This window comes from Vibrio xiamenensis, assembly GCF_900100015.1.
Classification (GTDB): domain Bacteria; phylum Pseudomonadota; class Gammaproteobacteria; order Enterobacterales; family Vibrionaceae; genus Vibrio; species Vibrio xiamenensis.
The window spans coordinates 48,759-63,458 of record NZ_FNDD01000004.1; the positions used below are offsets into that span (position 1 = coordinate 48,759).

The 14,700-nt window shown below is 49.2% G+C and carries 12 protein-coding genes; 8 read left to right on the top strand and 4 right to left on the bottom strand.

Annotated features, from left to right (window positions below):
- Positions 1 to 45: 45 nt before the first annotated feature.
- Entirely contained in the window at positions 46 to 801 is a 756-nt protein-coding gene (locus tag BLS03_RS04730) for an SDR family NAD(P)-dependent oxidoreductase (RefSeq protein ID WP_093269377.1), read from the bottom strand.
- A 140-nt stretch (positions 802 to 941) separates the two neighbouring features.
- Here BLS03_RS04730 and BLS03_RS04735 point away from each other — a divergent pair, with 140 nt between their 5' ends.
- Positions 942 to 1,844 carry a LysR family transcriptional regulator gene (locus BLS03_RS04735; RefSeq protein WP_093269381.1) on the top strand — a complete coding sequence of 301 codons (903 nt, stop codon included), beginning with the start codon at positions 942 to 944 and terminating at the stop codon, positions 1,842 to 1,844.
- A 109-nt stretch (positions 1,845 to 1,953) separates the two neighbouring features.
- Here BLS03_RS04735 and BLS03_RS04740 read toward each other — a convergent pair whose 3' ends face one another.
- Complete coding sequence (locus tag BLS03_RS04740; protein WP_093269384.1) at positions 1,954 to 2,730, bottom strand: ABC transporter ATP-binding protein; 777 nt, start codon at positions 2,728 to 2,730, stop codon at positions 1,954 to 1,956.
- 2 nt (positions 2,731 to 2,732) lie between these two features.
- Positions 2,733 to 3,788, bottom strand: a complete 1,056-nt coding sequence (locus BLS03_RS04745; RefSeq protein ID WP_093269386.1) for a FecCD family ABC transporter permease — start codon at positions 3,786 to 3,788, stop codon at positions 2,733 to 2,735.
- 255 nt (positions 3,789 to 4,043) lie between these two features.
- Between BLS03_RS04745 and BLS03_RS04755 the strand changes: the two genes are divergently transcribed.
- From BLS03_RS04755 to BLS03_RS04785, 7 genes are all read left to right on the top strand, one after another.
- Positions 4,044 to 5,126, top strand: a complete 1,083-nt coding sequence (locus tag BLS03_RS04755; RefSeq protein ID WP_093269391.1) for an ABC transporter substrate-binding protein — start codon at positions 4,044 to 4,046, stop codon at positions 5,124 to 5,126.
- 466 nt (positions 5,127 to 5,592) lie between these two features.
- On the top strand, positions 5,593 to 7,164 hold the full coding sequence (locus tag BLS03_RS04760) for an ABC transporter substrate-binding protein (protein ID WP_093269394.1): 1,572 nt from the start codon (positions 5,593 to 5,595) through the stop codon (positions 7,162 to 7,164).
- Positions 7,165 to 7,209: 45 nt separating this feature from the next.
- Entirely contained in the window at positions 7,210 to 8,265 is a 1,056-nt protein-coding gene (locus BLS03_RS04765; protein ID WP_093269396.1) for an ABC transporter permease, read from the top strand.
- Complete coding sequence (locus BLS03_RS04770; RefSeq protein WP_093269399.1) at positions 8,265 to 9,104, top strand: ABC transporter permease; 840 nt, start codon at positions 8,265 to 8,267, stop codon at positions 9,102 to 9,104. The genes BLS03_RS04765 and BLS03_RS04770 overlap by 1 nt, the downstream gene beginning before the upstream one ends.
- Complete coding sequence (locus BLS03_RS04775; protein ID WP_093269401.1) at positions 9,094 to 9,939, top strand: ABC transporter ATP-binding protein; 846 nt, start codon at positions 9,094 to 9,096, stop codon at positions 9,937 to 9,939. The genes BLS03_RS04770 and BLS03_RS04775 overlap by 11 nt, the downstream gene beginning before the upstream one ends.
- Positions 9,926 to 10,609, top strand: coding sequence for an ABC transporter ATP-binding protein (locus BLS03_RS04780; protein WP_218121984.1), 684 nt, complete (start codon positions 9,926 to 9,928; stop codon positions 10,607 to 10,609). The genes BLS03_RS04775 and BLS03_RS04780 overlap by 14 nt, the downstream gene beginning before the upstream one ends.
- Before the next feature lie 427 nt (positions 10,610 to 11,036).
- Complete coding sequence (locus tag BLS03_RS04785; RefSeq protein WP_093269404.1) at positions 11,037 to 13,067, top strand: hypothetical protein; 2,031 nt, start codon at positions 11,037 to 11,039, stop codon at positions 13,065 to 13,067.
- Between the two features lie 77 nt (positions 13,068 to 13,144).
- Here the strand turns inward: BLS03_RS04785 and BLS03_RS04790 are convergent, their stop codons facing one another.
- Positions 13,145 to 14,578, bottom strand: coding sequence for a DEAD/DEAH box helicase (locus tag BLS03_RS04790; RefSeq protein ID WP_093269406.1), 1,434 nt, complete (start codon positions 14,576 to 14,578; stop codon positions 13,145 to 13,147).
- Positions 14,579 to 14,700: the final 122 nt, after the last annotated feature.

A 14,700-nucleotide genomic window follows, 5' to 3' on the forward strand; every position in this document is an offset into this window, starting at 1 on the left:
CAGAATTCAGCGCTTACTCGCCAAAGCCAACAAGCGCTGACTGAGTTACAACATCATACCGCCAGACGCTTCAATGCGTTGGCCCGTCACCCACTCAAAACCTTGGCTAAACAGCCCTGCGATAATTTTACCGATATCTTCGGCTTCGCCCACGCGCCCTAAAGCGGTCACCGATGCCACCATCGTTTGCGCTTGATCATTATCGCGAATCGCGCCACCACGAAAATCGGTTGCAATCGCGCCCGGAGCAAGGGTATTGACGCGAATGCCGCGCGCGGCAAACTCTTTCGCCATATAGCGCGTCATCACCTCAACCGCACCTTTTGCCATCGCATATGGCCCGGACCCCGGAAAGGTAAAGCGCGCGAGCCCAGAGGAAACATTGACAATATGGCCTCCTTTCTCAATAAGGTCCAATATTGCCTGAGTAAAGAAAAATGGCCCTTTGACATGGATGTTATACATCTCATCAAGCTGCTCAACGCTGGTTTGTTCAACCATGGCGTGAATACCGGTGCCGGCATTATTGAGCAGATAATCCAATCGCTCACGGCCGAAATGGCTCTTGAGCGAGGTTTGCAATTGTTCAGCAAAAGCGGCAAAAGATGCCACGTCTCTAGTATCACACTGCAAAGCTAGGGCTTTTCGTCCTTTGGCTTCAATCTCAGCGACTACTTGCTGCGCTGCTGATTGATTTTGATGATAAGTGACAATGATGTCTACGCCTTGATCGGCCAAAGCCAGAGCGCCTGCGCGCCCAAGTCCGCGGCTACCGCCAGTGATTAGTGCTAGTTGACTCATAAACTACCCTTTTCGTTGGTTTGCTAAGTGTATTGTTGATTTGGTGAGTGGATAGTCATCAGTTTAGGTCGCATTAATAGCTTGAAAAATAGCAACAATAAGATAAGACTGTTCACATAAAATGAACAATAGGTAATTTGATGGATAAAATTGAAACCATGAAGCGCTTTGTCGCGGTGGCGCAAACCGGCAGTTTTACCTCCGCCTCAGAGCAGCTTAATGTGCCAAAATCGGCGATTTCTACCTCGGTTAGCCGCTTAGAAGACCACCTCAACACTCGGCTGTTGCACCGTAGCACGCGGCGTGTGTCACTCACCGAGGCGGGCGAGCGCTATTACCCTCAGTGCCTTGCACTGCTTACTGAACTCGAAGGATTAGAAACTCAATTTCAAGGTGAGAGCGCGGCGCTCAGCGGCGTGCTGAAACTCGATATGCCAAGCCGATTTTTTTCCACTTTAGTGGCGCCGCATCTGACTGACTGGTTTGCTCGCTACCCTGACACCCAAATTCGCCTGCTTGGCGCCGATTATCGAATCGACCCGATTAAGGAACAAGTGGACTGCGTTATTCGCGCTGGAAAGCTGCAAGACAGCGAAATGATTGCTCGGCCACTTGGCGAAATGACCATGCTCAACTGTGTCAGCCCAAGCTATATTGAGCGTTTTGGCACGCCACTCACTTTAGCGCACTTAAGCGAGCACTACGTAGTGGATTACGCGCCAAGCCTGCGCCAACCACAACTCGGTTTTGAGTATTATGCCGATGGTCAAACTCATTATGTAAAGACCCGCAGCTTTATCTCCGTCAGCACCACAGATGCGTATTTAAGCGCGTGTCTCAATGGTCTTGGTATCATTCAGCTGCCAGCAAGTGGTGTAGAGCAACAGATACGAAGCGGTGAATTGATTGAAGTGTTAAGCGACTATCGCTGCGAATCGATGCCAATCGCCGCGCTTTATCCATCGCGGCGCCAGCAGCCTAAGCGGCTAAGTGAATTTCTTAATTGGCTCTCGAGCATTATTGCCCAACACCCGCGCTACTAACCCAGTTTTGGCCAAACCTTGCTGCCAATGACAGAACAACAGCGCCGAACTTCCAAACTCATCCGGCAAAGCATTTCGTGAAAGGAAACCGTCAGAGTAAGCCGCTAAACTAAGCGGCTTGATTAGAACGTAAAGTACGCACAAACGGTACGCCACTTTCATCGCAAAAGACCTGCGCTTTGACGTTATAGATATCTTCAACCAGTTCAGCGGTGAGTATTTGTTTCGGGTCGCCGGTGGCAACCAGCTCGCCGCCTTTGAGCACCAATAGATTATCGGCATACTGCGCGGCAAGGTTGAGATCGTGTAATACCATGACCGTGGTGTAATTATGCTGCTGGGTTTGCTGGCGAAGATGCTCTAGCAGCACATGCTGGTAATGAAGATCAAGCGCGCTCACTGGCTCATCGAGCATCATAATTTGCGGTTTACGCATCAGCGCTTGAGCAAAGAGCATCATCTGGCACTGCCCGCCGCTTAAGGTGCGCACATCTCGGTTGGCAAGATGCGCAAGCCCCATACTATCGAGAATATCCAACGCTTCACTAAGCAGGGTTTCATCGACACGCAAACTCAGCGCATCGATGCGGCCAAGTAGAATCACTTCCACCACACTCAGGCCAATATCAAAATGGATATCTTGCGGCATATAACCAAACCGCGAACGCCATTTAGCCAAGGTTTTTGGCGTTAGATGCTCATCACCAAAACCAATATCACCACTGTCGACTTTGATGTCGCCAAAGAGGGTTTTCAGCAGCGTGCTTTTACCCGTGCCATTTGGACCAAGAATCGCGGTGACTTGCCCTGGCTTGAGCGTAAAACTGACATCGCGCGCCAGCACTAAGCTGCCAAATTGCAAATTCAGATTGTTCACTTTGAGCATGATTAACCTCGCCTTGCGATGATCAGCCAGAAGAAAAACGGCACGCCGATGATCGCGGTGACAATGCCAATCGGAAACAGTGCGCCCGGTACAATGCTTTTAGACAGTACTGACGCCGCCGACAGCAAAAACGCACCAATTAAAAATGACAATGGTAAAAAGAAGCGCTGATCTTCACCGACCAAAATTTTGGCAATATTGGGGGCAACAATACCGATAAAACCGATAATGCCGACAAAACTGGTGACGGTCGCGGTCATCACAGCAACGATAAACAGCGTCTTAAGCCGCAGCTTCGTGACGTTCACACCGACGCTTTTAGCGCGCTCTTCACCCATGCGCAGCGCGGTCAGTTTCCAGGAATCTTGCAGCAAGAGTAAAAAACCGCCAATCACCACCACAGCGGTAATCGCTAAGTTCGTCCAAGTAGCTTTAGAAAGGCTGCCAAAAAGCCAAAACAGAATTTGTTGGCTCAGCTCTGGCGACGAAATAAATTGCACCAACGACAGAAGCGATTGGAACAAAAACAGCAGCGCAATACCCGCCAGGATCAATTGCCCAGAACTGATATGGCGCATTGAGGCCAACGCAAACAAAAAGCACGCCGACAACATGCAGCACAAGAACGCGCCAATCGGCACGGCGTACATACCATTCATGCCAAGCGACCCGACATACAAGGTGATCGCAGCGCCAAACCCCGCAGCCGCCGCCATACCGAGTGTGTATGGGCTCGCCATTGGGTTATTCAAAAGCGTCTGCATTTCGGCGCCGCCAACACCCAGCGACCCACCGACAATGATCGCCATCAGCGCAATCGGCAGACGTAAGTTGGTGACGATAACATGGGTTGAACGATCAACTTGAAACGGCAAACCGATAAATTCCAGCAGCGCGTTAATCACTTTAGAGGCGTCAAGCATCGATGGACCAGTCATGATATCGAGGACAAAACTGACCAATAAAATCGCGCCAAAACCTGAAATAACCATCAAGCGGCGGCGTTCACTCTTTCTTTGTTGTTCAATGGCTTGCAAAAGTATCGTCGAAGGCGACATTCGTGCGTTTCCTGTTTCAAGTTGAGCATCACCGACTCACGAATATGCAACATTCGCAGTGGTGTTTTTTATTGCGCGCATGCTACCACAACAAGGTGATAATGAATATCAGTTATATTTTTACACTTTGTTAATGAGAATTGTTTGCATAAGTTTTATTTACAAACTTATAATCAGCCGCGCTCAATGCCGTTTTGTGAGCGTGAAAATTTTAGTCATGGACGTAAATCACTCCAATAACAAAGGTTTTATTTGATGTACAAACAACTTTTAAGCGTTGCAGCGCTTGCTTTTAGCTCTTTATCGTACGCACAAATGACCACAGTGACCGACGTGCTCGGTCGCGAAGTGACGTTTGATGCCCCCGCTCAGCGTGCGGTAGTCGGTTTCTATCCAGAAGACTACATGGCGATCGGTACCGAAGCCGCTTATGACCATGTGGTCGGAATGTCGAAATACATTTGGCAAGCGCGTTCTGCGAACTGGGATCTGTACGTCAAACATCGCCCTTCGCTGGATAAAATTCCGGGCATTGGCCGCGTTGATACCAACACTTTCTCAGTTGAAAAAGTGATTAGCCTAAACCCAGACGTTCTAATGCTTGCTGATTGGCAGTTTAAAGCACTTGGCTCTGATATTGAGCGAATTGAACAAGCAGGCATTCCCGTTTTGGTAGTTGATTACAACGCACAAACCGTTGAACGCCACGTGCGCAGTACTGAGCTGATTGGTGTGATTACCGGTCAAAGCGAGCGTGCTAAACAGATCGCCAGCGAATATCAAAAAAATGCTGAGATGATCAGTGAACGTTTGGCAAAAGCCAATCTGCCAAAACCTAAAGTCTATACCGAATATGGCGCTGCTGGTGTCAGCGAACTCGGTTATACCTTTGGCAAAAACATGTGGGGCGCGATTGCAACCATGGCCGGCGGTGACAACATTGCTGCGCCATACGTTGAATGGTGGGGCAAAATGAACCCTGAGATGATCATTGCTGACAATCCAGATGTAATTGTGATGACAGGTTATGAATCAGGCAGCAGCGAAGATTCTATGCTGATGGGTCAAGGCGTTGACGAACAAGTTGCCAAGCAGCGCTTAGCGGGCTTTAAACAGCGCGTCGGTTGGTCATCAATTAGCGCAGTTCAAAACAACCGCATGTACGCCGCCTACCACGGCGCGTGTCGTACTATTTTGGACGGCGCTATGATTCAGTTCTACGCTAAAGCTTTGTATCCAGAGCTGTTTAAAGACCTTGAGCCAAACAAAGCTTACCAAGCGTTCTACAAAAAATACTTACCCGTTGAGCCACAAGGCACCTTTATGACTCAGCTGTAAGTCGTTTAATACGATGCGCTTTGCAGCAGTCACCCCTATGCGGTGACTGCTGTTATTCAATAAACCGTCTATTAAATAAACCGTCGAGTTACCCGCCGCCGCGCGACTATTTTCTCACTCAGTCTTGTTTATCTCTGTCTTGTTTATCTCTGTCTTGTTTCTCAGCTTTTATCACAACCCACTGCGTCATCCCCTATCAACATCGCTTATCAGCAACACATGGATAATGATGCTTTTATCACCAAAATAGGGCAAAAGTTCTGTTTTTAAACAAAACTGCTCAGTAATTCATCAGGATTATGCTTTTTCGCTTCAAGCCATAGAAAAAAGTTATAGTTTGGTGACACAAAGCGATTGTTGTAACAATTTGTTTCGTTTATTTTCTAAATGTGATTTTCATCAACTTTTGTAGGATGCCGTTCTGCTCCTCGGTTGGATTAAAAAAACAGACTCGATTGGAAAATAAATGAAAACATTCCCCGTTGTTGTGTCAAGCTTGATGCTTGCACTGAGCATGGCCAATGGCTATGCCAAAACCCCCGATAATACACTGGTTGTGGCACAGTCTCTTGACGACATAACTAGCCTAGACCCAGCGCAAGGTTTTGAGCTTTCCTCTGTTCAAAGCTTTAACAACCTTTATCAACGCCTTGTGCAATCGAACCCAAATAACCCAACCGAGTTGCAACCAACGTTAGCCGCCTCTTGGGCATCAGAGCAAAACAGCCTGACTTTCACACTTAAAGACAACGCGACGTTTTCATCTGGCAACCCTGTTCGCCCAGAGGATGTAATTTTCAGCCTAGGTCGCGTGGTAAAACTTAACCTTGCGCCAGCGTTTATTCTGACTCAACTGGGTTGGAACAAAGACAACGTTGATAGCCATCTGACGAAAGTCTCGGCGAACCAAGTGAAACTGACTTGGGATGTCAATGTCGGCCCGTCTTTCGTACTCAGCCTACTTTCAGCGCCAGCCGCATCCATCGTTGACCAAAAAACTGCCATGGCGCACGACCAAGAAAACGACCTTGGCCACGGCTGGCTAAATAGCCACTCCGCTGGCAGCGGCCCGTTCAAATTGCGCAAATACGTGCCATCGCAAGTGCTGATGATGGAAGCCAATCCAAGCTCACCATCTGGCGCGCCAAAGCTTAAATATGTATTGCTGAAAAACGTCCCAGACGCAGCAACCCGTCAATTGCTGCTTGAGCAAGGTGATGCAGACTTAGTTCGCAACCTAGGTACTGACCAATACTTCTCACTGCAAAACAAGCCAGGTGTGAAGACGCTTAACTTGCCATACGCATCGCTTTATTACTTGATGTTTAACGTTGAGAACGCCGATAACCCAGCCCTTGGTAAACCAGAGTTTTGGCAAGCGGCGCGCTACGCGTTTGATTACAAAGGCATTGCTGAAGACCTAATGCACGGTCAATTCCAAGTTCAGCAATCGTTCTTGCCAGTCGGCTTTAATGGCGCGCTGGATGATCAGCCATATCAATACAACCCAGAAAAAGCCAAGCAGATTCTAAAAGACGCCGGAATTAGCAATCCACACTTTAAGCTCGTGGTTTCTAACCAACCGCCATACTTAGATATCGCGCAAGCGCTGCAATCAAGCTTTGCTAAATCAGGCATCGATGTTGAGCTTATCCCGGGTGTGAGCAGCCAGATCGCTACCAATGTCAAAGCACATAAATACCAAGCGACGTTGACATCGTGGGGCCCTGACTACTTTGACCCGCACACCAACGCTTCTGCGTTTGCCTACAACCCAGAAAACGGCAGTAAGACGCTGGCATGGCGCGCCAACTGGCACATTCCAGCGCTGAATAAACTGACGCTGGAAGCACGCTCAGAAACCGACAGCGCCAAACGCACCGCGATCTACCAAGATCTGCAACGCCAGGTCCGTGAGTCTTCCCCTTATGTTGTCGGCTTGCAAAACAAGAAATTGGTCGCACTGCGTGACGATATCAAAGGCTACGTGCAAGGCATTACGCCGGAAATGGTGTTCTACAAAAACGTTTCTAAATAACTGTGTTTATACATAACTTTGTTTCTAAATAACGTTGTTTGATCAATGAATAATACCAACCCCTTATCCGGCTCATTGAGCCGGTTATGGACAAGCCGCTTTCAGCCTTTGCTGAGCGGCTTTTCGTCCTTTTTACTCACCCTGTTTGGGCTGTTAATTTTCACCTTTGTACTGTCACGTGCCGCACCGATTGATCCTGCGCTGCAACTGGTTGGCGATCACGCCAGCGAAGAGACCTACCAGCAGGCGCGTCACCAACTCGGCTTAGATGACCCGCTACCGGTGCAATTTTTCAGTTATGTTGAGCGCTTGTTGCAGGGCGATTTAGGCATATCTCAAGTTTCCCAGCAACCCGTGGTTGAGGATCTCAAACACGTCTTTCCAGCGACACTTGAGCTGGCGACAGTGGCGATGATTTTTGGCGCACTGCTCGGCATCTCTTTGGCTTGTCTCGCGGTGTATAAACCGGGCAGCATCATCGACCATGTCGCGCGGTTTATCTCACTGTTGGGCTATTCTGTACCGGTGTTTTGGCTGGGTTTACTTGGGCTATTGCTGTTTTACGCCACCTTGCACTGGTCGGCTGGCCCTGGGCGTTTGGATGACATTTACACCTACACCATGGAATTTAATAGTGGCTTTGTGTTGTGGGATGCGCTGCGCTCTGGTGACAGTGAAATCATACTCAATGCGCTTGGTCATTTGTGGCTGCCTGTTGCGGTACTTTCGCTACTGTCAATGGCTTCCATCACCCGCCTTTTGCGCGCCGTGATGCTTGAAGAGAGCAATAAAGAGTATGTGATTTTGGCGCAGGCCAAAGGCGCAAGCCGCGCAAGAATTTTGTTCTCGCACATTTTCCCGAATGTGCTCGGCACGTTGATTACCATCCTTGCCCTCTCCTACACCGGTCTGCTTGAAGGCGCAGTACTGACTGAAACCGTGTTTGCATGGCCTGGACTTGGCCGCTATCTCACCACCGCGCTGTTTGCATCAGATACCGCGGCGGTACTGGGGTCCACCCTATTGATTGGTAGCTGCTTTATTTTGCTCAATGCTCTGGCCGATGCTCTTACTCGCTGGGTCGACCCGAGGACTCGCTAATGACAAAACACAATTCGCGCTTAGCGCTGCCAAAATGGTTTAACACCTTCAATTTTGGCCTGATTTTAGTGGCGATTTTGCTGCTTACGGCGATATTTGCGCCGCTATTTACCCACTATGACCCAAACGTGCAAAACATCAGTGAACGTCTTGCACCGCCAAGCACGCTGCACTGGTTTGGCACCGACCGGTTTGGCCGTGATCTGTTGACTCGCGTGCTGTATGGCGCGCGCCCAACGCTAGTGTTGGTTTCTCTGGTGGTCATTATTACCGTGCCGATAGGACTGATGATTGGCATTTGCGCTGGCTACTTTGGTGGCTGGACCGAAAGACTGCTGATGCGATTTACCGACATTGTTATGTCGCTACCTAGCCTGGTTATTGCGTTAGCCTTAGTGTCCATTTTAGGCCCCGGGCTAATGAATGGCGCGCTGGCGCTGGCCTTCACCAGTTGGCCATCGTTTGCTCGCCAAGCGCGTACCGAAACCCTCGCACTGCGCCGCAGCGACTATTTAGCCGCCGCAAAAATGCAAGGCATTGGCGGTTGGCGCTTGATTGTTGGTCATATTGTGCCTTTGTGTCTGCCAAGTGCGATTGTGCGCGCCGCGCTCAACCTGGGTGGCATTATTTTATCAGCTGCTGGACTGGGCTTTTTAGGCATGGGGATTCAACCACCCGCCGCAGAATGGGGCTCAATGGTCGCCAGTGGCAGCCGAGTCATTTTTGATCAATGGTGGGTCGCTGCCGTACCGGGCTTTGCGATTCTATTTGCCAGCCTCGCCTTTAACCTGTTAGGCGATGGTTTACGAGATAAGTTGGACCCACGCCATGCAAAATAACCGCCCTCTTATCGAGGTAGAAAACCTCAATATTCAGCTCGATTCTGGCCGATCATTGGTAAAAGATTTGAGTTTTAGCATCGGTCGTGAACGGGTGGCGTTGGTTGGCGAATCTGGCTCCGGCAAATCGCTAACAGCACGCACCTTGATGGGGCTGCTGCCAAGCGCCTGTCACCCCAGCGCCGACAAACTTGAGCTACTGGGCGAGCCGGTACTTTCACTTAGTCAAGCAAAGTGGAACCGTCTGCGCGGCAATCAAGTAGCGATGGTGTTGCAAGATCCGAAATACGCGCTCAATCCAGCGCGTACCATCGGCATGCAGATTGAAGAAACGCTGATTTTGCATCACAAATTGCCGCGTCGTGAGCGTATCGAACGCGTCGAAGCCATGCTGGAAGCCGTCGGTTTACCGGAGCCAGCCAAACTGCGCCGCTGGTATCCACATCAGCTCTCTGGCGGTATGGGTCAACGTGTGATGCTGGCGATTGCCCTGATTGGCAACCCGCAACTGCTGATTGCTGACGAACCCACCTCGGCGCTCGATCACGCCATGCGCGATCAAGTGTTGGAGCTGATTCACTCCCTGGTTGATGAGCGCAATATGGGGCTGCTGCTTATTAGCCACGATTTACAACAAGTGGCGCAATACAGTGAACGAGTGATGGTCATGTACCAAGGTCGTCTGGTCGACGAACTGCCAGCAGATAAACTTGCCAGCGCCGAACATCTTTACACTCGAACATTGTGGTCATGTCAGCCACATATCGACAAACGGGGTCAGCCACTGCCGACTCTGGATCGCACCGCTTTGGAGAAACAGTATGCCGATTCTTGAGCTTAATAACGTCAGTGTCAGCCATGTCCAAGGTAACCAAGCCAATACCGTGGTGCACAATGTCAGCCTGAGCGTCAATCAAGGCGAATGCTTTGGTCTGGAAGGGCCATCTGGGTGTGGTAAATCGTCGTTACTGTGGGTGCTCGCGGGGCTCAATCCACACTGGTTTGGTCAGATTTCGATGCTGGGTCAAGAGCTTGAACAAGGCCAGCAATTTCGCGGTCAGCTACGCCGTGACGTACAAATGGTGTTCCAAGATCCCTATGCTTCGCTGCATCCTAAGCATCGCCTGCGTCGCACCTTAGCTGAGCCACTTAAGCGCCTGAAAATGGATGCGATTGACGATCGCATTGAGCAGGGTTTTAAGCAAGTTGGCCTCACAAGCGATATGATTGATCGCTATCCCCATCAGCTCTCGGGCGGCCAGCGTCAACGCGTCGCGATCGTACGCGCTCTGCTACTCGAACCCAAATTGCTGTTGCTTGACGAGCCAACGTCGGCGCTGGATATGTCGGTTCAGGCTGAGATCCTCAACTTACTCAACGAACTGAAACAGCAATATAAGCTCACGATGCTGCTGGTCAGCCATGACCCACACACCATCGACTATATGTGCGATGCTGGCGTCACAATGAAGCGCGGCAAAATTGAGCAGACCTTGAGATACTAAGCAAACACGCAAAGATAGCCACCAACCCAAAAGCGAGCCAATCGGCTCGCTTTTTCTCAATCTACACAGATGTTTTTCATCTGATGGTTTATATACCAATTGAGTTTATCTGCCAATTGGGTTCATCTCATACTCGAACAAAATAACAATGAACTAAAACGACGTTTCAACTTACTAAATTCACCTCTTATTACCGTCTTATACCTACCCTATCACTCATCGCGAAAGGATAATGCGCAGTAAAAATATTGCGCGCGCATTGATTCTGAGCCGAAAAGTAATGGTCATTTTTGACTAGAAATTCGTCAGTATTATAAAAGTACCAAATCCCCTCCTAGCTAGAGCCATACAGGTGTGGCTGTGGATATACTCCCTCACGCAGCGCTGACAATCACCTAACACAACTCGGACATGAGAGGAACTTTTCATGACACAAATTCTTGTTGGTGCCACGAATACCAGCGGAAAAGGTTCAGCGGCAGACCTTACCGTCGACAATGGCACCCAAATCATTCTCGACCAAGACAGTTACTACCAAGCCGGTTATCTCGCCGCTTACTTAGACGATGGTGACCTTGATATCGAAAACTTAGCGGGTTGGGGCGCGGCGGATCTAAAAGAAATTTCCATTACTGATGGTGATTACTCACAGTTGACCATCACCGATTTTGTTGATATCGCGATTACCGACGGCGATTATGAATCGATTATCATCAACCAAGCAAAACGCGCCACCATAGACTTAAGTGACTCAGACCAAGGGGTGAGTGTTTATCTTACGCCTTACAGCAACAATGATCATTGGAGCAACTTGTACCAAGTCACGATGGGATCTGGCGATGACTATGTCTCTTTTAGTATGACCGCCAGCACCAACCCTAATTCGACAAAATGGACCGAGTTTGATGTTGATCTCGGTGATGGCGACGACACCTTTGACTACGCACTCAAAGAAGCCGCAAGCGATACGCAGCAGCGCAGCGTCGATGGCGGTGACGGTTTTGATAGCTTGCTGCTCAGTGGCGATAACTCCGATATTGAATTCGTCAACTTTGAGTATGTTGAGCTTGAAGACGGCGAGACCTTAACCCTAACGGAACAAGATTTGATCAACAACAGCGCGCTTGAACAAGGACTAATCGTCAACGGCAAGGTCGCATTAGCGGATGATGTATCACTATTAGGTATGGCAATCAACGAGCTTAGTGACGAACAACTCGCGCTGCTAGAAGAAAATGGTTACGACAGCACAGACTATGTGGCGGTCACCTTGTACACCGGTGATGGCGATAATGCTTATTTGTATGACGAAGAATATACCTTAATTGTTAAAGAATCGGATATTGACTACAGCACCTTTAACTATCTGCACACCAGTGGCAGTTCCGGTGATACCTATTGGTTAAGCACATCCGGCCTAAGTTATTTTAATCTCTGGAGTTCGTATCAGTACGAGAGTTCTCAATGGCTGGAAGTTGACGCCACCTTGGACTACGGGAATTCACTCGTGGTATACGAACTGGCATCCGCAGCCAATGATGGGATTACTCGCTCTATCGATGGGTCTGGCGGTGTTGATACTCTGCTCATTTATGACGACGTTAACGGTTTAGACTTTCAAAATTTTGAAAAGATTTATAACCATTCCGGCGACACCTTACTCTTAACTCAAGATCTGTTAGACAATAACGCTGCAGGTAGCAGTTTAGTCGTGATTGGTGACTTCGAAGTCACTGAGAATATCGATCAAATGACCGTGAATTTGCTCTCTGGTACAGACAGCTATTACATCGAATCGACCGAATACACTTCTGGTTATAGCTACGATGATTATTACGTCGCTACCCTTGATGTTCCGGTAAGCTTGGATTTGCAAATCGGTGACAGCACATATTCGCTAGTCACTGAACTGCAATATATTACCTATAGCGCGGACAACATCGTGTATCAACTGGATGCGAGCTACGACGAAGATAGCGCACAATATTTTAGTTTTGAGTTTGGCAACACGGATGACACCATCGCCTATAACGTCAGCTTCACCACCTATTACGACTATGACGATGGTCCTGCTTCCGACAACTATTATTTCGGCATTTTTAGTATTGATGGTGGCGATGGTGTCGACACAATTATCTTTGAGCAAGCACCAGACGCGCTAGACTTTTCCAATTTCGAATACGTTGATGTCGAGTTTGATGGTGATTTGGAGCTAGACCAAACCCTACTGGCGGAGAATAACTCTGCGAGCGAAGGGCTGATTGTCAACTCAAGTGTGGCGTTGGTCGATGATATTCAAAGCATTGTCGTTTCAGCCTTGAGCGATGAACAGCAAGCCTTATTTGATAGTGTTGGCGTTGATAGCGACGAGTACTCTGCCGTAACTGTTTACTATGGAGAAGACAGTTACACCTTGCTTATGGATGTTGACGATCTCTCGTATCATCTTGCCGCTTAATTTCCCGAGTCGGTTTAGAAGCTAAAAAGCGAGCCAATTGGCTCGCTTTTTATCGCTATGAGTACTGCCTGCTCAAGCTACTGCGAAGGCTTGTTAGCGCGCGGCTTTTGCCCTTGGCGCGGCGCTGGTTTTGACTGGCCGTTATTGCCGCCTTGTGCATTTTTCGGTTTACGCGAGCGGTTTGGCTTATTGTTACCCTGAGTTTGGCTCGAATCGTTACCAAAACGGCGACGCGGTTTACGCGCCGCTTTATCGCCCTGCTTGGCTTCACCAGGTTGGCGTGCTTGCACCTCACCATTGCCAGCTTTTGGCTTCTTCGGTTTTTTCGGTTTCTTTGGCTTAATTGGACGTGTATCCAATTTCGACTCTGGCAGCGCATTGGTCGGCTTATAGCCTTCAAGCTCAACTCGCGGCAGTAGCTGTTGAATCAAGCGCTCAATACCAAACAGGTCCTCCGCCTCAGCCGCGCACACCAGCGAAATAGCCTTACCGACCTCACCCGCACGGCCAGTACGACCAATACGGTGCACGTAATCTTCGGCAACGTTTGGCAGTTCGTAGTTCACCACTTGCGGCAACTGTGGAATATCAATACCACGCGCGGCGATGTCGGTTGCAACAAGCACCCGAATTTCGCCAGATTTAAAATTTGCTAGCGCTTTGGTGCGCGCACCTTGGCTTTTGTTACCGTGGATCGCCGCCGCGGCAATGTTATTATCGGTTAAAAACGCCGCCAAACGGTTCGCGCCATGTTTGGTACGAGTAAACACCAACACTTGTTGCCAATTGCCATCGTTAATCAGTTTTGCCAACATTGGCGCTTTCTTTTTAGCATCCGCTGGATAGATACACTGCTCAACAGTGCGCGCCGTTGAGTTGGCAGGACTGACCGAAATTTCCACCGGATTGTTGACTAAGCCTTTCGCCAGATCTCGAATTTCAGCGGAAAACGTTGCGGAAAACAGCAGATTTTGGCGCTTGGCCGGCAGCAACTGAAGAATTTTGCGAATATCGCGAATAAAGCCCATATCCAGCATGCGATCGGCTTCATCCAACACCAACACTTCAAGTTGATCAAACTTAACCGCATTTTGCTGATACAAATCCATCAAACGCCCTGGTGTTGCCACCAAAATATCCGCACCTTTACGCAGACGCAGCATTTGCGGATTGATCTTGACGCCGCCAAACACCACCGCACTCGACAGACGCAGATGACGGCTGTAAAGCGCCACATTTTCTTGCACTTGCGCAGCAAGTTCGCGAGTGGGTGTCAGGATCAGAGCACGGACCTGATTGCCACGCACTTTCGGCCCATGTGACAAACGCTCTAGAATAGGCAGAGTAAAGCCGGCGGTTTTCCCCGTTCCGGTCTGCGCTGCGGCCATTACATCCTGCCCTTTCAATACCGCCGGAATGGCTTGCGCCTGAATCGGCGACGGCGTGTCATAGCCTTTTTCTTGAATAGCTTTAAGGATTGGCGCAGATAGACCTAAAGAGGTAAAACCCATAGATTGATTCTCAAATGTTGATGATAAATAACGGTTTCGCCAGTTAAATCGGGTTGAGTGACAAAAGTCTTGCTCAGCTCATCGGCGAAAAGTCCGCCATTCTGAGGCTTTTGCGGTTATCA

Bases quoted from the DNA above. Each gene is read 5' to 3' on its own strand.
- BLS03_RS04735 (WP_093269381.1), top strand. From the start codon at position 942: ATGGATAAAATTGAAACCATGAAGCGCTTTGTCGCGGTGGCGCAAACC.
- BLS03_RS04745 (WP_093269386.1), bottom strand. From the start codon at position 3,788: ATGTCGCCTTCGACGATACTTTTGCAAGCCATTGAACAACAAAGAAAG.
- BLS03_RS04730 (WP_093269377.1), bottom strand. From the start codon at position 801: ATGAGTCAACTAGCACTAATCACTGGCGGTAGCCGCGGACTTGGGCGC.
- BLS03_RS04760 (WP_093269394.1), top strand. From the start codon at position 5,593: ATGAAAACATTCCCCGTTGTTGTGTCAAGCTTGATGCTTGCACTGAGC.
- BLS03_RS04780 (WP_218121984.1), top strand. From the start codon at position 9,926: ATGCCGATTCTTGAGCTTAATAACGTCAGTGTCAGCCATGTCCAAGGT.
- BLS03_RS04740 (WP_093269384.1), bottom strand. From the start codon at position 2,730: ATGCTCAAAGTGAACAATCTGAATTTGCAATTTGGCAGCTTAGTGCTG.
- BLS03_RS04785 (WP_093269404.1), top strand. From the start codon at position 11,037: ATGACACAAATTCTTGTTGGTGCCACGAATACCAGCGGAAAAGGTTCA.
- BLS03_RS04755 (WP_093269391.1), top strand. From the start codon at position 4,044: ATGTACAAACAACTTTTAAGCGTTGCAGCGCTTGCTTTTAGCTCTTTA.
- BLS03_RS04770 (WP_093269399.1), top strand. From the start codon at position 8,265: ATGACAAAACACAATTCGCGCTTAGCGCTGCCAAAATGGTTTAACACC.
- BLS03_RS04790 (WP_093269406.1), bottom strand. From the start codon at position 14,578: ATGGGTTTTACCTCTTTAGGTCTATCTGCGCCAATCCTTAAAGCTATT.
- BLS03_RS04775 (WP_093269401.1), top strand. From the start codon at position 9,094: ATGCAAAATAACCGCCCTCTTATCGAGGTAGAAAACCTCAATATTCAG.
- BLS03_RS04765 (WP_093269396.1), top strand. From the start codon at position 7,210: ATGAATAATACCAACCCCTTATCCGGCTCATTGAGCCGGTTATGGACA.